General features: G+C 36.2%; 20 protein-coding genes. 7 read left to right on the top strand and 13 right to left on the bottom strand.

Features of this window, described 5'->3' with window-relative positions:
- Positions 1–142: 142 nt before the first annotated feature.
- The 11 genes from NXX38_RS13690 to NXX38_RS13640 all read right to left on the bottom strand — a co-directional run bounded on the left by NXX38_RS13690 (position 143) and on the right by NXX38_RS13640 (position 17,694).
- Positions 143–6,013, bottom strand: a complete 5,871-nt coding sequence (locus NXX38_RS13690) for a leucine-rich repeat domain-containing protein (protein ID WP_258979791.1) — start codon at positions 6,011–6,013, stop codon at positions 143–145.
- A 5-nt stretch (positions 6,014–6,018) separates the two neighbouring features.
- Positions 6,019–6,405, bottom strand: a complete 387-nt coding sequence (locus tag NXX38_RS13685; RefSeq protein ID WP_258979785.1) for a hypothetical protein — start codon at positions 6,403–6,405, stop codon at positions 6,019–6,021.
- Entirely contained in the window at positions 6,402–6,992 is a 591-nt protein-coding gene (locus tag NXX38_RS13680) for an N-acetylmuramoyl-L-alanine amidase (RefSeq protein ID WP_148364450.1), read from the bottom strand. The genes NXX38_RS13685 and NXX38_RS13680 overlap by 4 nt, the downstream gene beginning before the upstream one ends.
- Positions 6,989–7,363: a hypothetical protein gene (locus NXX38_RS13675; RefSeq protein ID WP_148364449.1), complete on the bottom strand. Its 375-nt coding sequence runs from the start codon at positions 7,361–7,363 to the stop codon at positions 6,989–6,991. The genes NXX38_RS13680 and NXX38_RS13675 overlap by 4 nt, the downstream gene beginning before the upstream one ends.
- 10 nt (positions 7,364–7,373) lie before the next feature.
- Complete coding sequence (locus tag NXX38_RS13670; protein ID WP_258979783.1) at positions 7,374–9,713, bottom strand: DUF3672 domain-containing protein; 2,340 nt, start codon at positions 9,711–9,713, stop codon at positions 7,374–7,376.
- Positions 9,713–10,465 carry a hypothetical protein gene (locus NXX38_RS13665; protein ID WP_258979781.1) on the bottom strand — a complete coding sequence of 251 codons (753 nt, stop codon included), beginning with the start codon at positions 10,463–10,465 and terminating at the stop codon, positions 9,713–9,715. The genes NXX38_RS13670 and NXX38_RS13665 overlap by 1 nt, the downstream gene beginning before the upstream one ends.
- 148 nt (positions 10,466–10,613) lie before the next feature.
- Complete coding sequence (locus NXX38_RS13660; protein ID WP_258979779.1) at positions 10,614–12,221, bottom strand: hypothetical protein; 1,608 nt, start codon at positions 12,219–12,221, stop codon at positions 10,614–10,616.
- Positions 12,222–12,298: 77 nt separating this feature from the next.
- Positions 12,299–13,102 carry a hypothetical protein gene (locus NXX38_RS13655; protein WP_258979777.1) on the bottom strand — a complete coding sequence of 268 codons (804 nt, stop codon included), beginning with the start codon at positions 13,100–13,102 and terminating at the stop codon, positions 12,299–12,301.
- Positions 13,099–13,515, bottom strand: a complete 417-nt coding sequence (locus NXX38_RS13650; protein WP_148364448.1) for a phage tail domain-containing protein — start codon at positions 13,513–13,515, stop codon at positions 13,099–13,101. The genes NXX38_RS13655 and NXX38_RS13650 overlap by 4 nt, the downstream gene beginning before the upstream one ends.
- A 4-nt stretch (positions 13,516–13,519) precedes the next feature.
- Complete coding sequence (locus NXX38_RS13645) at positions 13,520–15,841, bottom strand: hypothetical protein (protein WP_258979775.1); 2,322 nt, start codon at positions 15,839–15,841, stop codon at positions 13,520–13,522.
- The gene (locus NXX38_RS13640) at positions 15,790–17,694 is read right to left on the bottom strand and encodes a tape measure protein (RefSeq protein ID WP_258979774.1); all 1,905 of its coding nucleotides are present in this window, start codon (positions 17,692–17,694) and stop codon (positions 15,790–15,792) included. The genes NXX38_RS13645 and NXX38_RS13640 overlap by 52 nt, the downstream gene beginning before the upstream one ends.
- A 206-nt stretch (positions 17,695–17,900) precedes the next feature.
- On the opposite strand from NXX38_RS13640, the gene NXX38_RS13635 reads away from it, so the two are divergent.
- The 7 genes from NXX38_RS13635 to NXX38_RS13605 all read left to right on the top strand — a co-directional run bounded on the left by NXX38_RS13635 (position 17,901) and on the right by NXX38_RS13605 (position 22,493).
- Complete coding sequence (locus NXX38_RS13635; RefSeq protein ID WP_258979772.1) at positions 17,901–18,278, top strand: hypothetical protein; 378 nt, start codon at positions 17,901–17,903, stop codon at positions 18,276–18,278.
- Positions 18,271–18,636 carry a hypothetical protein gene (locus tag NXX38_RS13630; RefSeq protein WP_258979770.1) on the top strand — a complete coding sequence of 122 codons (366 nt, stop codon included), beginning with the start codon at positions 18,271–18,273 and terminating at the stop codon, positions 18,634–18,636. The genes NXX38_RS13635 and NXX38_RS13630 overlap by 8 nt, the downstream gene beginning before the upstream one ends.
- A 76-nt stretch (positions 18,637–18,712) precedes the next feature.
- Complete coding sequence (locus NXX38_RS13625) at positions 18,713–19,435, top strand: hypothetical protein (protein ID WP_258979768.1); 723 nt, start codon at positions 18,713–18,715, stop codon at positions 19,433–19,435.
- A gap of 71 nt (positions 19,436–19,506) precedes the next feature.
- A complete protein-coding gene (locus NXX38_RS13620) occupies positions 19,507–20,229 on the top strand; it encodes a hypothetical protein (RefSeq protein ID WP_217723172.1) in 723 nt (240 codons plus the stop codon).
- A 73-nt stretch (positions 20,230–20,302) separates the two neighbouring features.
- The gene (locus NXX38_RS13615; protein WP_148364442.1) at positions 20,303–21,049 is read left to right on the top strand and encodes a hypothetical protein; all 747 of its coding nucleotides are present in this window, start codon (positions 20,303–20,305) and stop codon (positions 21,047–21,049) included.
- Between the two features lie 531 nt (positions 21,050–21,580).
- The gene (locus tag NXX38_RS13610) at positions 21,581–21,781 is read left to right on the top strand and encodes a hypothetical protein (protein WP_148364441.1); all 201 of its coding nucleotides are present in this window, start codon (positions 21,581–21,583) and stop codon (positions 21,779–21,781) included.
- A 58-nt stretch (positions 21,782–21,839) separates the two neighbouring features.
- Positions 21,840–22,493, top strand: coding sequence for an Ig-like domain-containing protein (locus NXX38_RS13605; protein ID WP_148364440.1), 654 nt, complete (start codon positions 21,840–21,842; stop codon positions 22,491–22,493).
- Positions 22,494–22,578: 85 nt separating this feature from the next.
- Here NXX38_RS13605 and NXX38_RS13600 read toward each other — a convergent pair whose 3' ends face one another.
- Both NXX38_RS13600 and tnpC read right to left on the bottom strand, forming a co-directional pair.
- Positions 22,579–23,082, bottom strand: coding sequence for a hypothetical protein (locus NXX38_RS13600; protein WP_258979766.1), 504 nt, complete (start codon positions 23,080–23,082; stop codon positions 22,579–22,581).
- Positions 23,027–24,616, bottom strand: coding sequence for an IS66 family transposase (gene tnpC, locus NXX38_RS13595; protein ID WP_195650751.1), 1,590 nt, complete (start codon positions 24,614–24,616; stop codon positions 23,027–23,029). Before tnpC ends, NXX38_RS13600 begins: the two co-directional genes overlap by 56 nt.
- Positions 24,617–24,663: the final 47 nt, after the last annotated feature.

Genomic DNA, 24,663 nt, shown 5'->3' with positions numbered 1-24,663 from the left:
CCACCCCACTTAATAAAAGCAGGGTGTTTTTTTCTACTCCCCATATTCTTCCAGCCCATTTACAAGTTTTCGTTCATTTTTTAATAGAACAAAAGAAATATAAAAACTTATCATTATTAAATATTATCATAAATCCTATTATTTATTCGTTTAATAATGATAATGCATACATTCTATTCGAGTATTGTCCCCACCAACTATCTTCTTTATACATATCTACAGAGGTATCCGGAACATATATTTTGCATTGCTTACTAAAATTATATCCAAAACTATCTCCTTCTACGGTTGGAGGAACTACAGATTTAACCATTAGTATCTCCATTGAATAATCATTAAAAAAAGCATTAGAATAGATGATAGTTACAGTAGATGGTAACGTAACTTTTTTCAAGGCAATACATCTGTTGAAACAACTGGATGGTATTGCAGTAATCCCCTCACCAATCGTTGCTTCTACCAAAGCTTCACATGAACTAAATAATCCGGATGCCAAACCTATATCATAATTTCTAGGAATATCAATACTTGTTAAGTTAGGACATTGATCAAAGGCTCCACTATCTATAGTTATGCCAGATTTACTTGGAAGAACTATAGATTCAATGCCAGCTTTTTGAAATGCGCCACGACCTATTTTAGTGATATTTGTTGGAATATTCACTTCTTTTAAAGAAGTGCAGTTTCTAAAGAAGTAGTCTCCTAACATATTGAAGCTCTCTGACATATGAACTTTTTCCAAAGAGGTGCATCCATCAAAAAACGCTCCAGAATTAGATTCTAAAATAGATGTATCAGGCAAATTTATCTCTACTAAAGAAGTACAGTAGGCCCAAATACTCCATCTCATAAGAAGAGGTTCTATCCTTTCTTCAAAGATTACGCTTTTTAAATTTATATTTTTTTGAAAAGCCGCTTGATATATAGTTGTTACAGTTTTAGGTATTACCAATTCTCTTAAGTCACAACCTGAAAAAGCACTATTGTATATTGCTATGAGATTATTAGGAAATTTTATAGACTTCAAATTGCTACAATTCACAAACAACTCCGAATCAATATTGTACAAAGAGGTTAAATATTGAAACTCATCAAACGAAGTTATCTCTGTATTTCCATTAAAAGGTCTTCCTAATTGAGCCTGTGTAATCGAAGCCATCTGAAGTTTTGTAATCCCAACGCCATCTCCAAATTTAGAAATCATATAATTCCCTGCCACAGAGTCTTTAAATCGAATATAATATTCACCCATTATATTCAAAGACAGTTTAGAAAATACATTTCTCAAAGTTTCTATAGAGTCTTCATAAGCATTTGCATAAATATTTAAAGTGCCGTCAAGTACTGGAAGTTTGTCTTCGCCCGCAATACCCTCGGAACTTAATCCTTCATATGTACCATCTGCCAGTATTGCAAGCTTATCCAACATATCTGAAGTATTATATGTCTCATTGAAACCGACAATACGAATACGCTTCAATGAATGAGTGATTCCCAGATCTGTTTGTGAATTCATAATATCAACTAGAAGCCGAATCGGTTGCATTTTTACACAATCAACAATAAAAAAGTCACTAATAATCTTCTTGCATAAATCTATTTTCACATCTTCGTTAGTCAAAAGAGGATAGTTAGACAAAGATATATATTGATTCAAAGAACTAAATTCCACCAATTCAAGCCCCCCACCCGAAGGCAATTTGATTTGAGACAAAGATGTTCCATCAGCATACACTTCTTTCAAATGCGTACACGCGGTTAGGTTCAGCGCACCACTCAATTGCCGGATATTGGATAATATCAGCTTTTGCAATGAGACACAATTGGATATTGTCAATGATGAAATAGAAATGGTTATCGGTTCTGTTTTATGTCCAAGACGTATTTCACGCAACATCTTACCCTGAATAACCATTGATCCTTGTACATTCTTATCATGCCAGTCACCAATATCCTGCAAATAAGAAGCTCCTTCAATTGTATTTTGCTGATCTCCAGAACCTGAAAGTTCTATTTCCATTTCACATACTTCACCAGCCTTCGTTCGTTTTCCTTTAATAATTGAAGTACCGTTGGAAATAGCCGCATACATATCCATAGCGGGTGTAAGTGCATATTTTATCGTATTTCCGGCAGCACGCACAGTTATAGTATCAGTACCGGCAGCAGAGAATAAACCAAACGAGTATTTACTCATCATATAAAGAATACGCTTCGTAATCCAGCGTTGTTCAGCCAAATAGTGATCGCCTAATGACTGGGTAATTGGATCTGTATCATTTGAATAGATACCTCTATTATATGCAAGCTTACCATTTTCATAGCAATATTTTGCATCAGCATTATAGCCATTTGCAGGGAAATACTCCTGCGCCTGGTCGAAGTAATATTTCTTATAGAAAGCATATATCTTTTCAAGATCATTTCCAGATTTTAAGCCACCGAGTTCCTGCATTGCACTCATAGACTTACGCATACTTGTGATTTTCTCTTCTGGGAAAGCAAGTTCCATCAAGTTAAAGAAGTTATTTGTCTCACCATTCCAAATTGCAGCTCCGGTTTCATCAAGATCATGGGTCTCAACACTATATTCTTTATCCGGAAGACCACGGTTGGTTGTATCAAAACGAGTATCCGCATCATCCACACGCCATCGCCATCTTGAAGTTTCAGTTCCAAAACAGTAAGGATATGTATTCTTTGCACGCTCATCTGTTCCGGCATTAAATTCAACATTATTCATAAAGTACAAACAGTCGTCAATATCCCAGTATTGAGCAGCTTCTTGCCTGAACTTAGCTATACGAGCATTAATAAATAAGGTATTCAATTCATCATTACTCTTTCCTGTCAGATCAGAAATAGAAAGTCCATACCCTTTATCAATAAGTTGGGTCTTCAAATTAATAGTGCCTTCACCGATATCCGAAGGAATGAATTTGCCTTCAGAAGCTTCATAATAATATACGTCAAATTGATTCGGATCACCAGACTTCGCAATCCAAAATTCATAAGGTTGCACACGATATTGAGACATATCTGCATTCAACTCATCTGGAGTGCCCTCAAATGGAAGCAGGCGAGGAGAACACTGATATACATGATTATAGGTTGGTATCCATCTACTTATATTCTCGACTTTGCCAGCTCCAAAATTAATAGAGTTAGCTCCATTATACTGCCATGCCTCTTTGTCTGCATTATATACGATTCTACCACTGTTAGTGTTCCAAGGCACACGAAACAGGGTCAATAATGGTGAGTTATCAGAGCCCTCAATACTTAGCAAACCCGGAAACAGATCCGTATCATAACCAAATGTATTCTTATCTCCTTTATCCGGACCAAATGTATACAAACCTCTGAAGGTATATACAGTTTTCCCTTCATCATTGATGGACTTCTCAAAACAGAAGAAAGGAAGTTCATACACTGATACACGTGCATCAGCATACTTTTCAGTTAACATTGCTTCGTTTCTTAACCCCACCTGTTTATATAAATCCGTATATGAATTGACAGCGCCAATCTTATGAGATTGCATACTTGAAGCAAAGTTTTTCTTTGCAGTAAACTTTTCTCCCGCAGGAATCCAAGGAACCATCTGCCAGGTCTTTTTGCTTGTACTCCCGTCTGCATGAGTAATCACTGAGAGGTTTTTATCAAGCTTATAACTGGTGTTCCATATCCAGTATTTCATAGAAGAGGTTCCCTGACCTTTAGCTGCTACATTACTGATAGCAACATTCCATTCCGGATGGTCATAGTAATAAACCTCCAACGTCCCGACACGTTGTGTTTGATCTGCCATACTCGGAATAATTGTATCAAACACAATAACGTTATACTGATCTACTGTATTGTTAAAATCAATTTCAGAACCATTCGCATCAAGAATATCATTAGCAAGCTTGAACTTATCTTTTTCTTCTGTAGTAGACATCCAGTTCACTAAGTTTGTCTGTACTCCCTGTGAAGTCAGTGCCGAATCATATTCACGAATACCATAGACATCCACGTCAGCAGATTCGGAACCTATTGCAATGATGCCGTTATGAGCAAAGTAATCATTATTTTCATAAGTGAATTCACGATTCTTTATGCCATTAATATATAAGATACAGAGGTTGAATCCTGAATTTCCATAAGCATCAGGCATTACTGTCAGTGTGAGTCGAGTGCGTTTTTCTTCAAATGTGTGAAGACTCTGCACATCCTTATCTTTCAAAGATTGAGAGTACATCACTACATCATCCGGATAAATATTCAGACCAATAAATGAATCATTTATCGGAGTAGATATGGTAATAATAGGTTTCGAAAAATCTGTCACATTTGAAATCTGATAGTCTATTTCAAAGGTTTTACCCGTTCGAGCACATTCTTTTGAGAATGGACTATAGTTAATATTCACACTTGAACCTGCAAGCATTCGGAGAGTTTTGTAGCCAAAGCTATCATCCACCCATCCATCATTTCCCCAGTTAACTCCTGACCATTCAGCTTCAATCAGGGAACCATCTATTTCATTAATCATATATTCACGATTACCTTGCCGGTTTGTTCTCGTCTTAGGATTAATATACACAACAGCTCCCGCAATAGCGGAATAGCCAAGAGAGTTGTTTACCCGGAAAGTCAGAGGGGCTGTTAGCAAGATGTCGCCACTCCTTATTGCAGCAATGATGGAGAAATCCTGATTATCAATAGTATCTATTTCAAGTGGCAATGAAAAAGAATATCTGGTAGAAGTAGAGATATTATCTTCTACTGAATTAAAGACCTCTTCACTATCCTTAGTAATTTGGAATATGGCATTAGTACTCACATTATCACCATCATACATCGTATATTCAAACAATGTGTTTTCAGACCAGTTCGTAGCTTTATCTGCTATATTATTAATTGCAATCAACTTTTCCTGTGTTCCGGACACAGCACAAATAATATTAAATGAGATTGTCTTGGTACGAATACTTCCATCCGCATTGGCTACATAAGCGGAAACTCTGAATACACCAGTCTTTTCAGGGTGCGGTATATTATAATTCAATGCTGTCTCTACAAACACATTTGTGCCAAGTGGCAATTCATAGGCTTCATTATAGTCTTTTCCTGAAACAGTTATAAATAAACCCTTAGAAACATTTCCTCCGATATTAAACGGCATAGTGATATCACCGGTATAAGCGGTCCACCATTTAAAGTTATCAGCACTTATGGATAGTGAAGTAAGTTGCACTGTATATACAAAAGCCGGGGTTGATTCCTCTGTCACTTCTCCGGTAACCTTCACCATGACGTTATTTGCACCCGAAGACAAATACTCTGCAATGTCAACCTTAATCGAAACGGCAGAAGGTATATACATCTCCTTGACTACTACGTACTCGGAATTTACTGTATTTTTAACAGATATTTGTAACAGCCCTCTCTCCCCCGTATTTTCGTAAGGGTCACTAATACTATATCGTTCCTGAGATACGAATGTTAAATCTAAAATACATGGATCTCCTTTACTGGCAGACAGGTTTTTTGAGTCCAAGTTATTTACCACACGAATATTACGTTGCACCTTATCACCTCCTGACATGGAAACAATAAAGCCAACTAAATCATCAAATGTCTTAATAGTAGTACCGTCCGTCATTTCTCCAGTGGGAATAAACATCTCCGATGCGGGAATCCACCTATCATCCTGCTTAACTAAGACAGAACCATTCCGGGGATCTTCTGTAAATTCAACATCCTCCAATTCGCTCAATTTAGCTACTCCTTTGGACTCTTCCCATTCACCATCACCTTTATAATGATACTCTTTACCCTCTGATACTACATACACTTTACAACCTACACGAAGACGCTCTTCAGGAAGAGAATCACGTTCTTCCAACGTTGAGACTTCCTTATATCCTCCCTTACCATATTTACTATCATGGGTTGGATATTTATCTTCATCAGTGCCCGGAACAATAGGAGCATATATATTTGTTCCTTTCAATTCTTCACTCATATCTACTACATTTTTAAGTTTTTCAATTTTACTATCACAATTATAATCATCACCAACATGGCAGTACCTCCAAAATCCAGTTTGAACTGTTGCCATTTAGACAGTTGCTTCTCCACCGGATAAGGAATCTGTATCGAATCTACCTTCATTAAAGTATCTGTTCTGTTTACGTACTGATATCTATACAAATACTTGTATTTATACTCACATACAGTATCTCCTTTCACTATCACATATACACTGTCACGATGATATATGCTGTCATATCGGATACTATCACGAGCCCGGTATTCGGTTCTTATCGTCTCGACAGGAATATATTGGGTTCTACAAGAGCTCAACCATCCCCCCAACGTGATAAGAATAAACAATATGCATGGAAGTAGCTTCATCTCTTATTTTTTTTCAAGTAATCTATTATTCCATCCACATGAATTTGTGTAACCATTAGTTTACCTTCATCAGATAATAAATATTCGACATCCTCCTTATTATCTTGAAAGAAGTTCTCCGTCAGTATAGCCGGACAAACTGTATCCCGACATATAGCAAGATTTTGCATCCAGAATAATTGTCCGGGCATTGGCTGACGAACAAAAACATCTTTTTTAATAGCTGTTTCCCCTAAACATACAGCCAAGCTCTTGCTATTCACTGATGCATTATTAGATACAAATACACTCCATCCATGCGCAGACAGCCAATCTGAGCCGGAACCGGCAGCATTGCAATGGATAGAAACTAATATAGCATTACCTCCGGTTTCTCTATAAATCGTATTTGCACGCCTACATCGTACAGATAAAGGTATATCTACCATTTCTTTAACGATCCTTTCGGCATCTATCCCTTTATTTCTCAATCCGATTATTACCATACCAGCAATCCTTCTTGTATATTCCCATTCTCTCAATCTTCCATCCGGTGAACGCTTACCGGGAGTATTCTCACCATGTCCGTTATCAATCAATACTTTCATTGTTGCACCTCCTTTATTCTATTTTTAAATTTAGGTGGAATTCTTTTCAGACATTCCCATAAATCGCATCTACTCAATTCTGCTTCTTTAAGTTGCAATTCTGCCACATATCTTTTATGTATATCTTCCAAATGAGCAGATTGCTCCTCTCGAAGTTCAACATAAATAGCATCAATCTTCGCATCCCGTTGAGCAATACGTTCCTCCAACCAGGCAACTTGATTACGTTCATTCTCATTCTCTGCCGCATCTGCCGCTGCATCCTCTTTCCTTGCGTCAGTCTTCCGATTAACGTAAAAGTTAACCATCCACTTGATTGCTTCCAAACCTCCTAAAGCTCCGAGTATAGTTAGCCAGTCGTTTAGTTCCATATATACTCTACTAATCTTGCCTGTTTAGTACATCGTACCGAAATCCATCATATTTACTAATAAGAAGCGTGAGAGTATCTCCTTTAACCATTGTTACATTAATCAAATTCGCATTCCAATCATATACGTTATTAATTGTTATGTCATAGGACCAAGGTCTTATATGAAGAGTGAACATTACTGAAAAATCACCAGGGAGTGATGTTAAACCAAAATAAGATGCGACGGTTGATTCGGTTGGAAGGTTTAAACTCATATTGCGATTAGATGCAAGTAAATAAACGCTGTATTTTGAAAAATCAAAATCCTTACCATCGTCAGAGCTGCCATTTATCCAATATATGGGTCTGGCTATTTTCATTCCAATGCACGAAGTAGCAACTATGGGCGCATCTGATTTGATCCCATAATTTCTTTTCGCTCCGCTCACATTTATCATCATACCATAATTAGCACCATTGTATGAATCATTTTTAGTATTATTAGTGAACCTGCACGTTGAAGTGTAAGCTCCACCCGCTGTACCAGGAATTGTATCACCTCCTAATAACGAATAACTATCACTGTTTCCTACACGAATAAGGTTATTATATATCGCAAGCTGTCCGCCGCCATATTCTGTATTCACTTCAGAACCTATGCGACCACTTGTAATTTCAAAACCACCAATAGAGCCTTTTTCCGCAATTATCGTCCCTTTAAAAGTGCCTTTATCAGCATTCACTGTCCCATTAAAAGTTCCGCTATCCGCAATTACCTCTCCCTTAAACTTATACTTCTTATTTATCGGGTCAAGTTCAAAAACGATTTCATCATCCACTAAAGCAAAAATTCCAGAATGTTTATTTCCTTCTTTATCTATAAGACAGTCTTTGCCTTGTACAATGCCAGTCAATTTTCTATCAGAAGAACGTACCCCACTAAACATTTTAGGAGTTACAATATAATCTTCCCCTAACTCTGTTGCATAGCCGTTCCATTTCTCAATCCACGAAAGAAGATTTGCATCCTTTCCAGGCTCCCCTTTAATTTTTATAGCTTCTCCCCATTCTCCATCAGTAACATTCTTCGCTACTTTCTGCGAAATCCAAATAACAGACGCAGTTGCATTGGTATGCCAACCTTCTGTTGTGCCGTCTCCAACTGGTTTTGCCGGTTCCTTTTCACTGTCATTATAGGTTATGTATACCCTCATTCCATCTTCACCGTCCGCACCAGGTTCACCATTCGTACCATCCACCCCGTCGTTGCCATCTGTAACCATTAAAGCCCATACTGCACCAGTATAGATATAAACCTGACCATTATCCGTATCCCGATATGCCCAGTTCTTTTGAGGATTGGCAGGAGGAGTTGAAGAGTCTCCTTTCCAAACAATATCAAGACCATCTTTACCCGGCTCTCCTTTTAGATTTTCTTTTGCATCATTATCCAGATTGTCCCAAGTAAGTACAACACCTTTCATTGTACAAACGTATTCCAGTTCCTCCTCATTCAATTCCCAAGCAATTGCTCCTCCAGCAATATATCCAGACTTATTTGGTTTGAACAAAGCTGATTTATCTCCCAATTCAGCAGTACCATCCGGATATAAGCAATAAGTAGTATGTCCTGATTTATCAATTCCCTTTATCATTCCATTCACACTATAAAATCCTCTCGCTCCATCACCACCTGGAATATCTCCTCCCAAACGAACTTTCAAGCAATCTGACCAATCTTTTGAATAAATTTCATCCAACACATCAATAGCCGGTTGCAATCCTTCGTTAGCATGCATATAAATAGCAGAATGGCGACCTACATATTTCTCATCGTGCGAACTATTACCGAATTGCACAATATCATCTCCCGGAGCCGGTGGGTTCAGCACTATCCCCTCTTCATCCAAATCAAATTCAGATAAAGGAACCCGAATGATTCCATCTGCTACTGATTCTATCTCAACATGATAAACCTTCTGACTTCCGGTAAACTCCTGACAACGGATAAAGTCATGTTCCATAAAACTCATATCAGCATCTTCCAGTGTGATAAGATAAGCAGTTCCATCTTTCGATAATTCAACAGCCTTTACCTTCCCACAACCTTGTGTTATAGCTTGTGCGCCAATAATAGCCCTCACTTTACTGATCAGCATTTCGAATACAGTAAACTGTCCGCGAACACGAATCGAGTCTATTTCCAACATCCATTTGCCTTTGGCATATTCCCATATCTTCCACCCATGCCCTGCAAATCCTGACACAAAATCTTCCACATATTCTTTCACTCCATTTGCTAGTTTCTGCCCGGTTTCTTTAGCAGAACAAAGGAAGCCATAAAACTTACCGTTACTCAATATTGCCATTATTTTATTTCTATATTTAATACACCCGTCTGGATGCTGTTTAACCTAAAAACTGTATAACTCTCCGTATATCCATAAGCATTAGTAATCTCCCGAATCTCCTCTATCCAATCAGAATTACGCAATCCTCCAATCCAAAACTGAATGCCAGCTACCATCGATGTAGGTAAAATGTAATAAGGATATTTACCACCTGTACAATCAAACACAGTAGAAGCTTGCGCACGCCCCGCCCATAGACTGGATAAAGCCAATACTTCTTCATCAGTAAGCATTTCACGAACAGAAACTCCATAATACTTTTTCAATCTAAATTCAACAGAAGTCGATTTCGTATAAGTTTGTCCATCAAATATAGCCGACAAAATATAAGTTGTATCAGTAACAATACCTTCATATTGCTTTGTACGCATATTAACCGCAATCGTTTCTCGATTAATTGATTGAGATATTATATCCCGATCATAACTCCAAGAAAGATTTATCGTTTGCATGCTACCTTTCTCATACGTAGCTCCCCCAGTGAAAGTCATAGTAAATGGAAAGACCTCATCCATCAATTTCGAAACATTTGAAAATAATGTTGTGTTAACCGTCCACTCTGAAGCTCCTGAAAGACGAACTATCAAGTCATTTGTTTCCGATATTTCATCTGCTTCTTTACTCACATTAGTTATTTCCCCAAGAGTCGTAATATCACTCCTTATTGATAATTCTTCTACCAGAGCATCATCTTCTTCCACTAAAGCCATTGGAGAAACTTCTATAATTTCCTGTTTACGAACAACAAGACCGTTGTTAGCTTCTATCAGTTCTTCAGAAATTAATCCTTTAGAAAAACTAATTAACCCGGTAGCTTCATCGTCATTAATTTTACTTAAAGCACGCTCCCCGATCTCATTAATAATTCTTTTTTGAAGAAAATGTATTTCTATCTGATGGCAAAGTTTTATCGTTTACTCCAATCACGTAGACACTAGTTCCACCTCCTCCATTTACACTAATTCCACTATATGTCTGTCCTTTATAAGTCAAAGAATCCACTTTACTTTCAATTGCTCCCAAACGAGAATAGGCAGCAGTCTCACCAACTGTATAAATTGGGTGATCGTAAGGAATATCCAAAGGCCATTCAAATCCGATAACACGGGATTGACGACCATCCTTAAAATATGCCTTATTGATAAGGTTCACTTTGTCTCCAACCTCAAATGTACGGAGATTACCGTTGTTGTAGATAAATTCCGGAACCATCTCACAATTATAAGTAGACGGATCAATCATCGACTTTTTTATATACTTTTTTGCCGTTTCAAACAACCTTTGTTCTGAATTAGGTAGCATCTGTTCAGAAATAAACGCAGTATCAAAGCCACTAAGAATATAGGTATCAGCCGGGACATCTTTTCCGTTTTCAAGATGAATCGCTTGAGGAAAAAGCGTATCATCTGGAAGATAGCGCCCGTAATTATCATTGCGGATAATTTTAAAAGTCGTTCCAGTAGCATCACTTTCTTCGATATTAATCACAAATTCAAGACCTGAAAGTTTACCTGTCTGAAATATTAGTGTAAGGTCTTTGCCCTTAAGTTTAAAGTCATATGTAAATTTCTTAAGTTCTGTATCCTTAAATGTGTAAACTGGATATTTGTTTTCGGTAGACTCCTTAGTTTCTTCATCTTTTTCCTCTATCCATTCAGGGTCAGGAACAACATTGGTATTACCTACATATTTAGGATATTCATCCTCAAAAGTAACAATCTCTTCAACTACTTCTTCTTTTGGCATTTCAACGTTATCCGAATCGTCATAACGTTCATCATCAATGTCCATACGTTCCCCTGTTGGACTATAACGATAGGCGTCAACATAAGGAATCCCTTCTGGTAACATTAATCGTTTCTGAACAATTCCATTTAAGGTCATTTCTTTATCGTCCTTGCTGAAATAACTATCAGGGACTTTGCCTTTGATGATGTTGTTGATGGTATATCTGTCACCTAAGGAAGCCGTTACTCCTTCGGGAAGACGGATAACATTTGAATTATCTCCTGTTAGCAAATCTGGGTTATAAACAGCATAGAATATCTGTCCAGCGTTTGAACCGGAAAGGAATGTCACCGAAGTATTGGTTGAAATTGCTTTATTTTCCAATATTAAATTAAATGAAATACGTGCAGAAACACCACGAGGAGCTATATCAGTTTGTGCATTCACTGTCAGTACTGCTTCCAAACTATCAGCATCTTCCTCTATATCAATAGAAGAGGGAAGATTAAGTGTATCCTTGAAGCCATTTACTGTATTATCAACAATATAGTGCTCTCCACTGATACTATACATAGTATGAGATGTACCAGATTTTATATAACATAAATCCAGCTGATAATTATACGTTCCTTTAGGGGGATAATACGCAGTTGAACCTGTACCAGTTATTCCACTAATCATAAACGGAATAGATGTCGTTAATACTGAATAAGCTCCTTTAGTTAATGAACTTATCACAGTATATTTAAATTGTTGACTTCCATTAGTGATAACTTTATCAATATCAATTTTCCCTTCTACAGTCTTTTTAGGGATTAAATCACGTGACGGAAAAAAAATATATCAAGCGCTCTTTCTGTATCAGATATATCCCGTCCATTAACCTTCTTCACGTCAAATATCAGACTTTTCCGATAGCTAGCGGGAATATTACGTGTAGAACCAAAAGCGTAAATACGAGTCGCATAAGTTGTCTGGCTGTCACTGCGTGTCATGCTGTTGACATTCACATTCTCGGTATCCGTCAGGTTGCCAGCCTTAAAATCAACAGGAGAACTATATTCACAACGCCCGAAACAAATCTCATGATTTTCTATCCACCATTCACACTCCCATGTCTCCGCCATTTGGGTAAGTGCGTCAATCAGATTCGTATTATCATAAGATACGAGTTTGGAAGATTGCTCTACTGTATCATCTATTTTAGAAATAAACTCCTGATCCCTGAATTTATAGCCAAGAGCATTCAAGTTGTCAATAAATACTTTTAAATGAGTTTCAAGAGTAGCTGTCATGTTCCATCCAGCTTCTCTTCCTGTATTCTTTGGAGTATAGAAAAACTTTTTATTCTTCCATTTCCAATAATAAGCATCAAGACGCAGTTCGTAATCATACCCTCCTGTTTCTGCATTATAAACAGGTTTGTAAAGATCTATAAGTTCAAATATCCCCAATTCATTATCTATTCCATCTCCTAAATTGAAATAAACAGGATTATCCAAAGAGAACTTTAAAGTTATATAGTCTTCTTGCATCAACGTGAATTTACGCTTTGATCCCTTGTTTATTGGAGTAGAAAAACGAATATTTCCGGTTACATCTTTAATATCTACTATCATATTGTTCTATCATTAGGATTTGGTTCATAAAGTTTAAGAGTGAACTTGCCAATACCACGCATAAACTGACTAAACTGGCTACACGATTGATATATTGTCCTGTACACAACATTCGGTTGATACTTAGTTCTAACTTCAAGCATTCCTGTAGCCAATTCTTCACAAAAGCTATTGTACCTTTCAAAAAACTGCTGTTCATTGGAAGCTACCAAGTTTATGTTAAGAGTCAAGTTTCTTGTATCCAGTTTAGATTTCGTCACAATAACTTGTTTTCCGTGTTCTAATCTACTTTCATTCTCAATAAACACTTTATTAGAAACAGGTGTCATTAATTCTGACAATGAGGTATCATCCATACTAATTCCCCAAGTAGTGTAGGCATCTTTGCCGTTAAGGTATAATTCATCTTTCATATCTTTATATTTTTTGTGTATTTCTATCTATATTATCCAATTTCTCTCCAAACCCTAGCATCACTTTAGTATATTTTGCAATATCCTCCAAATGCCCATTAGACATGACTGCCAAATTTCTCATTTCCATTAAAAGAATATTTCCATCAGAAGCAGTCGTGCACAAAGAAGATAAACTACCCAAAACAAACAACATCGAATTTTTAATTTCTTCATTTGAAATTTGTAAAGCAGTAAAGCGTCCGTTCAATTCTTCCCCTGTATCCTGTGACATAGCAGCAAAGCCTGTTTGGCTAGAAGATTGCGAAGACGAACTTTCAGAAGCCCAATCAAATTGCTCCATTAAAGCATTGCGTTCAGCCATAGCATCTGAAACGATAGCATTCCAATCACGCTGCAAATTTTCATATTCCGTAGTAGTTATCCCCGCATCATCATCATTAGCTTTAGCAAATGCTTCATACCATGCATTAATTCTAGATTTATACTTATCGACAAGCATCGAATTCAAAATGGCTTTCTGCATATATTTCTCAAAATTATCCGCAAATTCTTCAGAAGAGGTTCCCATATCAGAAAGAGCATCAAGAAAACTACTATAAACATCATCAAAAGACGTTTGTGTCAACGATTGGTTCAACAGATCATGCATTTCTTCGGTCTTATCATTACAAGCAATTATTTGTTCCAAGTAATCACTCACATCCCCATCTAACTTAGCCCAGAATGTTGGAGCTTCCATCTGAAGCTTCTCCAATTGTTCAACAGAGAGATCAAACAATCCGGTCATACGTCCATCCCTTATCTGATTATATGCACTCGTACCAATGGCTTTCTCCGCTTCATTCCATCCCTCTCTGGACATACCATCTTTTATGCGAACCCCAATAGAATGTGAACCGGCACTTGCACCTGCATTCAGACGTTCTTTACCAAGTGTCCGCGCGGCATTTGCCTGTTTCTCTATTAATCCTAATGCACTTTGCGAGGCCTCAACAGCAGCTTTCCCCGTCAATGTTTCTAGTAATTCCTTTTGTTTACCAATAACAACATCAAGGACTTTCACATAATTCTCATAATTCTCTTTTGCTGCATTATAATCAGAGTAATCGGCACCAAACATATTTGCAATCTTCGTAGCTATCTGCAACGCAGCTCCGATTATAGCTAAAATTACAGAAGCCTTCTCTACTGTTTGTATAGATTTCGATGCAGCTTGTGAAGTACTACTCATAGCAGACGCAGATCCTGTTGCCAAAGTCACTATTCCATCTATCATTTGGAGAGTAGATGATGTAATACCACCTGCAGCAGATATAATCTCTCCGGCTGTACCACCAACAGCAGCACCTATTTCATCAAATTCTCTCTCTACCTTACTTAGTGTTTGATATAGATTTTGCCATTCTTCTATACTTCGTTTTCCTGGAGAGGGTTTCGTCTCCCTTTCTCTCTCATTAACTTCATTTTTTAACGAAGTTATCTTTGATCGTTGAACAGCTAAATTGGGATCATTAGGATGTAAAAATTGAGATCGTTGAAGTTCTTGCTCGGCTTGAAACAATGATTTTTTCAGTTCCTCCAAACTGAGATTTGCGATATTATCAGTCCAAGCCTTAAAAGAATCTTCGCGCATTGCAAATTCACTATCAACAGCTTTTAAAGCCTCTTCTTTCTGATAATCATGTTCTCCCAAAGTTTCTTTTGAAGCTCCAGCTTTAACCAGCGAATCTCTTTCTTTCTTGAATTTATCTTCTATAGTCAGACGTTTCTCCGCATAACCTTGATATTTTGACAACAAATCTTTATAATACAAAGAAGTTTCATTTCCTTGTTTTTTTATAGTTTGGTTCTCTAAATTATTAAACATCCTTTCTTCTTCTTGATTCAAAGATATTTTCGACGAATCAAAAGATTGACCTTTATTCTTCTCTGGATTAGCCTCAAATATCGCCTTTTCCGTATCTATTTTCTTTTGAAGATAGTCTGCTTTAAATTTTTTAAGTTCATCTATTTCTTTTTGATGATTAAATTTTAGCTGAGCCAGTTTCTTTTCTTCCCCTTCATCCATAGCATCAATTTCGGCTTGGGCATTTCTATTCTTCATATCCTCCATGAAATTAACTTCATCCAAAGTTTGCTGTTCTCGTATTCGCTTTATTTTACCTTCATTATCATCCGATTGAAAATTCTGATTATATTTCTGTTCATAATCAAAACCTGTTTTAATCCTATAAGATTCTTTTAGTTCACCTAATTCTGTTATTCTCTCTTTCAAACTATTATCATCACCAACTCCCTTTTGAGCATTTTTTCGGAGCTCCATAATACTTTTTCAGTCGTTCGTATATTCCTTATTAGTTCATCAAGTGATTTATTTTTTTCTACTTCTTTTTTATTTGATTTATCGAATAATATTTGAGTTACTTCTTCATCTGTTATTTTAAACTTATCCTTATATTCATCAAGAATTACCTCTGTAGCCTTTGTTTCCTTTTTTATCTCTGAACGTAAATTGAACACATTGTTTTTGAAATCAACAATTCCATCTTCAGCATTATTTCCCCATTTTATCTCCCAAAAAGTTGCCTTTCTTAACTCCTCTGATACATCCGATGACAAAGCAGTTCCATGCATAGTACTATCAAAGAATTGATCATAAAGATTAACTCCTTTAGTTTTACCATACTTTTCAACCAACGTTTCATATGCTTTCTCTAACTTTCCGCTGACAATTATATCTAATGAATCTTGTTCTGCTTTAAAAAAGGATTCAAACTTTCGCTGTCCAATAGATAAACGCATATTTTCCACCAATTGAGAATATACAGTTGAAAGATTACCTACACGCTCTATTTCTTCATCAAGGCCCTTATAATATTGTCCATAATTATCTACTATAGTTTTTTTTATATTATTATATGCCTCAGAGCCTTTTTTCACTTCTACTAATTTCTTCTCCAAAGATGACAATTTTGACATTTCTGAAGAAAGACCTTTTTCTACATTTGTATTAGCATTTCCTAATCTTTTATGTGCTTTTTCCAATTCCGTTTCAGCAGTTGTTACTTTGTAAATTGAGTAACTCAATCCAACAATAGCAGCAGCTACAAATACATAAGGATTCTTTAAAAGTGCCGCTGTATTAGACTTTATAGCCCCTGTGAACAATTTAGTTCCTGCTGCAGACATCGCCTGTGACTTAGTCAGAATCTCTCCTGATCTTGCTGCTAGCACCATCTCTAACCTAGCTTGCTCTACCACAGTTTTATGTAACTTTTCCAATGCAGTTAGAGATATAAGTACCGCTTTATAAGTACCATATACTCCTGCTAACTCTAAGACTGTTCGCCCCAATTGCTCATAATTCTCTAATACATATTTAACTCCATCCAAAGAATTATTAATAACATCTTCTTGTGATTTTCCTACCGTATTGAGCATCGCATCCCATGCACTACTCACACTGTTTAGTTTTCCCGCAATCGTTTTTGATTGTTCATCCACTAATCCATAGAATTGCCCTCCTCCATTCGTTAAAATTTCTACAACTTTTTGTACTTCTGGAAAACCTATTTTTCCAATAGAAACCATTTCGTCTATTTGCTCTATCGTAACTCCTAATATGCTTGCCAAACTTTCAAGCATCGGGATACCCGCCCCTGCAAATTGATTAAGATCGTCACTATATAAATGCCCTTGTTCCACAACCATCCCATAAAGTCCAGCCAAGCGCTCCAATGGAATTCCTACCCCCAATGCAATATCACCTAATCGGAGCAAAGTTTCATTAACCTGCTCAGTCGCAACACCACTTTCAATTAACTGCTTTGCTCCAGCAGACAATGTTTTTAATTCAAATGGAGATTGCGCTGCAACAGCTATCATTTGAGATACCAAAATATCTGCCTTTTCTTTACTTTGCAGTAAACTTGCAAAAGAAATTTCAAGTTGCTGAATTTCAGAGCGTACACGAATTACATCGTCAGCAAAACCTTTTAATGTTTCCATTCCACCTATAACATCAAAAGCTTTTTTCATAGTATTTGTCCATCCATTACTTACGTCACTCGCCTTTTTTGTCTCCGTTGTTATAGCATCAATAGAATTACGCATTTGTTCCGCCTTTTGAATAAAAACAAAACTATTTCCTTCAATATTAAAACTTAAATTTTCCATATTTATTATTTTTCAAATTATTACTAAACAAAATTATGGTAAAGTCTGAATATTATTAAATGAAATCATCATCTATTCATGACTAATCTCTAATAGTCACAGTATTTATCTTTTTACAGATAATTCTCTTATTTCACGACCTCCCAATCATCCATTTCAAAATATATTCCGTACATTTGCAACAAATTCATAAATAAAACAACTATATGAAAAAAATAGCAACAGTACTTATACTTATATTGCTTATAATTAGCTGCAATCATAAAAATAAAGGACTAATAAATCCTCAAGATTCAGATTCTATTATAAGAGTGGAAAAAAGAAATCAAGAAATACAAGACTCGCTGAACCAAATCAGAACTGACTCCTTGTCGTTAATAGCATGGGGAGACGCTAAATTCGGAATGAGCATTAAAGAAGTTTTAGCAACAGAATCTTTCAAAAACGGATACAAATATTCCTCCAAGGACTTTAATTCAATTTCTATGGATTTTGATAAAATATGGAAGCTAAAAAGAAATCTTCAATTTAAATCTATCAGTAGGCCAATTAGAGGCTTATTTTCAAGAAGACGAATTGACTAAAATAGAAATTGAATCATACAAATTAACAGCTGATAAAATTAAGGAGTTAGTAGCAGATTGTGATATTTTCATTAATAATTTCACTAATAAATACGGGAATCCATCTTATCAATGCAGCAGAGTCAATATTTTAAATTTCGAAGCTGGCACAGTATTTACATATGCAAGATTCCGAATAGGGAGCAAAAGTATTACTATTAAACTAGGAGAAAGAAGTTCTGGGCATAAATATTATTACATCATATATATAGAAAATGATAAATTCCCCAAAAAGAAACACATTCAAACAGAGAAAGAAAAAAGGGAAGAACAAAAACGTATGGAAGAAACTGAAAAAATAAGAAATAATTCATTCTAAATAAAGTATTAGAAAAACAAAAGAACAATTATGTTTCAATATTGGTCATATGTTGTTCTTATTTAATAATGAAATCATGAAAAAAATATTATTACTACTTACAACGATACTACTAACAATTGGTTGTAACCAAAAGCAAAAAGAACAAGTAGTATCTCAAGAATCAAATCCACAGCTCACAGCAGCAGAAATAAGGAATCAAGAAATACAAGACTCTTTAAAGAAAGTAAGAAACGACTCGCTTGCCCTAATTGCATGGGGAGATGCTAAATTTGGGATGAGCATGAAAGAGGTATTAGCTACTGAAACGTTTAAAGGGGGAAAAAAATACGATGACAGTATTGCAATGGAATTCAGTCGCGAACAAAATTTTAAAAAAGCTTTTGGATTAGAAAATCCTTCAGGTGTTTGGGCTGAATTCAAGGATAAGGAATTATACAGAATATATATCAAATCAAAATATCTAACAGCGAGTAGAATTGATGATTTAGTGAAGGATTGTGATATATTTATCAAAAAGTTCACAGAAAAGTATGGAGCTCCTTCATATAAAAATAGTAAGATTGATATCTCTGAATTCAATCCCGAAGAAAATTTTGTATATGCTAAATTTCAAATAGGAGATAAGATGATAGCAATAGAATTAGGAGAACTAAGAAGTGACGTCAGATTCTATTACCATATATATATAGACAATAGCAAGTTCCCCAAAAAGAAGCATGTTATGACAGAGAAAGAAAAAAGAGAAGAACAAAAACAAAAAGAAGAAACTGAAAAAATAAGAAATAATTCATTCTAAATAAAGTATTAGAAAAACAAAAGAACAATCATGATTATACTCCATTATTATAACTATAAATAAATAATTCCATGAAAAAAGTATCATTATTGCTTTTAACAATATTACTAACAATTGGTTGTAACCAAAAGCCAAAAGAACAAGTAGTATCTCAAGAATCAAATCCACAGCTCACAGCAGCAGAAATAAGGAATCAAGAAATACAAGACTCTTTAAAGAAAGTAAGAAACGACTCGCTTGCCCTAATTGCATGGGGAGATGTTAAATTTGGGATGAGCATGAGAGAAGCATTGGCTACCGAAATATTCAAAGGGGGAAATAAGTATGATGACAGTATTAGTATGGAATTCGAACGCGAACGAAATTTTAAAAGAGCTTTTGGATTAAATAATCTGGCAGCTTTTTGGGGTGAATTCAAAGAAAATGAATTATATAGAATATACATCGACTCATATAATCCAACAGCAAATAGCATTAATGATCTAGTGAGTGATTGTGATATATTTATCAAAAAATTCACAGAAAAATATGGAGAACCTTCATATAAGAAGAGTAAAGTCAATATCTCCGAATTTAATTCCGGTGAAGAATTTGAATACGCCAAATTTCAAATAGGAGATAAGACGATAACAATAGTATTAGGAGAATTAAGCAGTGAAGTCAAATTCTACTACCATGTATATATAGACAATAGCAAGTTCCCCCAAAAGCAGCATGTCATGACAGACAAAGAAAAAAGAGAAGAACAAAAACAAAAAGAAGAAACTGAAAAAATAAGAAATAATTCATTCTAAATAAAGTATTATAAAAACAAAAGAACAATTATGTGTATGTCTCATCACCATAACTCTGAAAATAAATAATTCCATGAAAAAAGTATTTTTTCTTCTATTTATAGCTACTATAGTCTCTTTAGTTGGCAATGCCCAAAGCAGAACTAATAGTGATCCTACAGCGCTATCTTATAAATCTAAAGAAATAAAATCTGCCCTATATTGGCAACAAAACAGTAAAACGGGACGCTGGGAAAGTCGCAAAAACACAAAACGCATATATCTTGGCGAAGGAGTAGCTATCGAAAATTTCAACAGCATATTCATAGGAGAATATAATAATAAGCGTTATCTTTTTTTGGACTTTTATAGATATTCTTGGCGCTATCCTGCATTGAAAAAAGAATGGATGTATTCACGAACAATAATGGCAGCATTACTTTCTGATGATGATTATAGCCATTTATCATCGCTTGCTACCAATCAGACACTCTCAATTATACCACGCTTCTACCATAGTATGTATAAAGGACACGCAGAATACTCATTTCCATTCTTTTTGAGTTTAGGAGAAACGCTTCTCTCTGCCACAGAAACACTATATAAATCCAATAAAAGAGCATACGGAGAAGAATATGCTAACAAAGAATGGAAAAAAGACTATCCACCTATTAATTTTATAGTTTTGAAACGTATCACAGATTCTGACGGTCAGGACGTTGTACGATTCATTTTATATCCTAAGGCCTTACCAGAGCTAATAGACTACACATATTTCGAAGTTGATTATTCCGTTTATAAGAACCTACTCACAAAGGACAAGAAGGTAAGCTACAAGTAAAAACAAATAAGACAAACGAAATCGATAAAATAACTAAAAGTTATGGCATCAATCTATTTAGAAAGCACTGTTCATAATTTTGTGTAAATGAAAAACAGGATTCTGATATTTTGGGGACTATCCATTACATCATTAACTTTGAACATACTGCGCATATATGTCCAACGTATTGGACATATATATCCAGCACGTTGTGTATATATAGCCAATATCTTGGACATATATACACAACAAACACCTATCACTTATACAAAAGTGGAAGATTTAATATATTTTTTTTCAATAACGACTAAATTAGAAAATATATCACTACCTTTGTCTCAGGAAATAATTACATAATTATTAATACAATAAAACAAACAGATTTATACTCCAAAACTAAAAAAAATATTACTCAAACAAAACTAATTTCAAATATAAAACAATGAAAAAAGAACTCTTCCTATTGGCTCTATTGCCTATATTGATAACTAATTATTCAAAAGATGACGAATTAACTAAATAAAAAAATCACGTAAACATGTACACTAAATGGAAAAATTACGAAAAAGAAATATCAAAACAAGCTTTGTATATATCTTCGTGAATGAAAACAAGAGTATCGACAATAGCAAAAGTGCTGAATCTGTTACAGATGACGGAGTAATCACTTACACGGATGGCAATAAATCTTCAAAGCCTAAATATGGAAGAAGCTGTAAAATGGATTTGTTAGTAATGAATCTGATATAACTTCTTTATATAGAATCGTTTTAATAAAATTATTATTTACAAATAAAAACATAAAAACATGAGAAAAGTATTATTTTTATTACCTGTATTGGCATTTCTGTTCTTGTATGGATGTAGCAGCGATGATGATAACGCTAAACTATCATTGAACAAATCCACTGTCACACTGAATTATAAAACAACTGAACAGCTAAAAGCATCAGGGAAAGTTGAATGGACTTCAGAAAATGATTTTGTTGCCAGCGTAAATGAAAATGGAGTAATTGAAGGGAAGCATGTAGGAAAAACATTTATTGTAGCTTCTAACGGTACTGAAGAAGTAAAATGTGCAGTAGAAGTTGCTCCTAAATATAACACCTATAGCGAACCCATTTTAGATTTCGGAATAACAAAAGCAGAATTAAAAGGAAGAGAAAATAGAGAATTACTATCCGAAACAAGCACAACAATCAAATATCGTGGTAATAGCGGAAGCGCAGCAAGCGAAATAGCATATGCTTTCAAGGATGGCAAAATGAACGGAGCTGGAGCATTAGTGAAATCCTCATACAGTTCTGTTATTATGGATTTTTTGATAGAAAGATACCAGGCTGCATTTCAAAAGGAAGATGTTTTCTATTTTATTGATGGAAATAGCAGCAATTATAATAAATTTGTTTCATTATCAATCGGAGCGTCTGGCATTATCATAATGTATACACCGAAAAACTAAAAATGCATATAATCTACATCTCAAGTATTAATACTCAATGTGTAGACTATTAATACTTGAGATGTAGGCTATAATATCCAAGACATCATTCACTAATCATCTTCCTAATCAAATCCCTATTCTTAGGATCATCTGCATCAACCATTCTCCCATCACCACGTCCCAGTTTTTTTCGTTCTTCATCACTTAGATACACGGTGGTGATAGCATCTGCAAACAGCATATTTAGATTCACATAACTAATTCCCCAAAGCACATAATCCATTGTCCAGCCATAACGCTGGCAAGCAAAGTCAATTAATAGTCCATAGATACTTTTTCCTCCGAAAGTGATACTACGTAAGCATCCGATAAAGTACACTATAAAAAATGGCTGTATCTCCTTTCCTGGTAAGCAGCCATCTATCGTTGTATCTCCATCATTCTTTATTCTTTTCCTTCCATTTGTGTGGCGTAAGCATCCGATAAAGTACACTATAAAAAATGGCTGTATCTCCTTTCCTGGTAAGCAGCCATCTATCGTTGTATCTCCATCATTCTTTATTCTTTTCCTTCCATTTGTGTGGCAACATTTGTAGCAGTTCCTCATAATTTGCCTTCTGCATATATGGCATTCTTGCTATAACGTCATTCAGATAAGTGCGCGGATTTACTTTATGCGCTTTGCACGTAGCCAGTAACGAACAGACGACACTCATGCTGACGGCCGCCTGATGGTCTCCACAGAACAAGTAGTTCTTTCTACCCAATGTGATTGGTCGGATGGCATTTTCCGCCAGATTGTTATCAATATGGATACGTCCATCCTGCAGATACCTCATCATATTCTCCCAGCGGGTATAGGCATAGGTTATCGCCTTTCCGGTCAGGCTGTTTGGGCTGTATTTTATCCCTTCTGTTTCCATCCATAGCTTCAAGGCATCCATAATAGGTCCGGCAAGTTCCTGACGTTTTCCCATTCGTTCATTTTCTGTAAGCTGCTTCTGGTCACAGTCATGTTCTATGCGATATAGAAGCTGTATTTCTTTTAAGGCATGTTCCGCCATCTGCCTGTTTTCAGCAAGTGCCTGCTCAAAATACCTGCGTATATGAGCCATGCAGTTAACAAGGCGCACATTCGGGTTGACCTTGAAAGCCGATTCGTAACCCTCAAAGCCGTCACATTGGAAATAACCCTTGAAGTCTTTAGCCAGTTGCCCTATCACCGTACCTGACCGTGATCCTTTGTCATAATGGAAAAGCACCAGTCGTTCGACTACCGCCCTGACCATCCACAAGTATTCCTTGTTGGTCTGATGTCCTGCCTTGTCCAGTACAGGTACGGTCGTTTCATCCCCCTGTATGTAGTCGGATTTCATGATTTCCTGCCTGAGTACCTCGTAAAGTGGCTTGAGAAGTTCAACCGCAGGCTTGAACCATCCGTCTATGGTACTTTCACTAGCTTTGAAGCCCAGGTGATGCAACTGTTTCACCTGGCGGTAGAAGGGAAGATGATACTCATATTTCTGCAGGAGTATCTCCGCCAAAAGTGTAGGTCCCGCTATTCCTTTGTATATAGGCAACAGCGGCATGGCGGCTATCTCCACTCCTTTTCTGCCGACCGGTGGAAGTGAAGTGTTGTCTTTAAGGGCATATTTGGGCCGTACAATCTCCTTTATATAAAGTTGTCCGGGCTTATGTTCCACCACACGGGTCACTTCCTCACCAATCTTCCTGTACAGTTCCAGGTCAATGTCTTCCGGCTCGATGATTACCCTTTCAAGTACGGGAAGACCTTCCATTATCCTGCGGTTATTCCGTTCCCGTTTCTTGCTCTCCACCGTTTCTTTTGTGATTGTCTGCACCGCTACTTCACGCGCTTTTTCCAGTTCAGCCGCGTTATCAGGAAGAAAGTCACCGAACAGGTCAGGCTGGTTGGAATCAAGAGACGGGAGTTTCTCTGACTTGTGACCGAAAAGCTGGCGGTTCAGCCATGCGACTTGAGCCGTCAGCTCATTGAGACGGTTCTGTAAGGATTCATTCTGCCGGGTAAGCCTGATAATGGTCTCAGCCTGGGATGCGTTCACCTGCTGCAGGGACTGCAGCATTGAGTTCATCTGTGAAAGCATCTCTTCCTGAGTCATAATCCGTTTCTTTTAATTACACTATAAATGTACAAAATATATCCCGG

This window comes from Bacteroides sp. BFG-637, assembly GCF_024793605.1.
GTDB classification, from domain to species: Bacteria; Bacteroidota; Bacteroidia; order Bacteroidales; family Bacteroidaceae; genus Bacteroides; species Bacteroides vicugnae.
The sequence above is the reverse complement of the archived record's forward strand: the minus strand, read 5'-3'. Positions and strand labels throughout refer to the sequence as shown.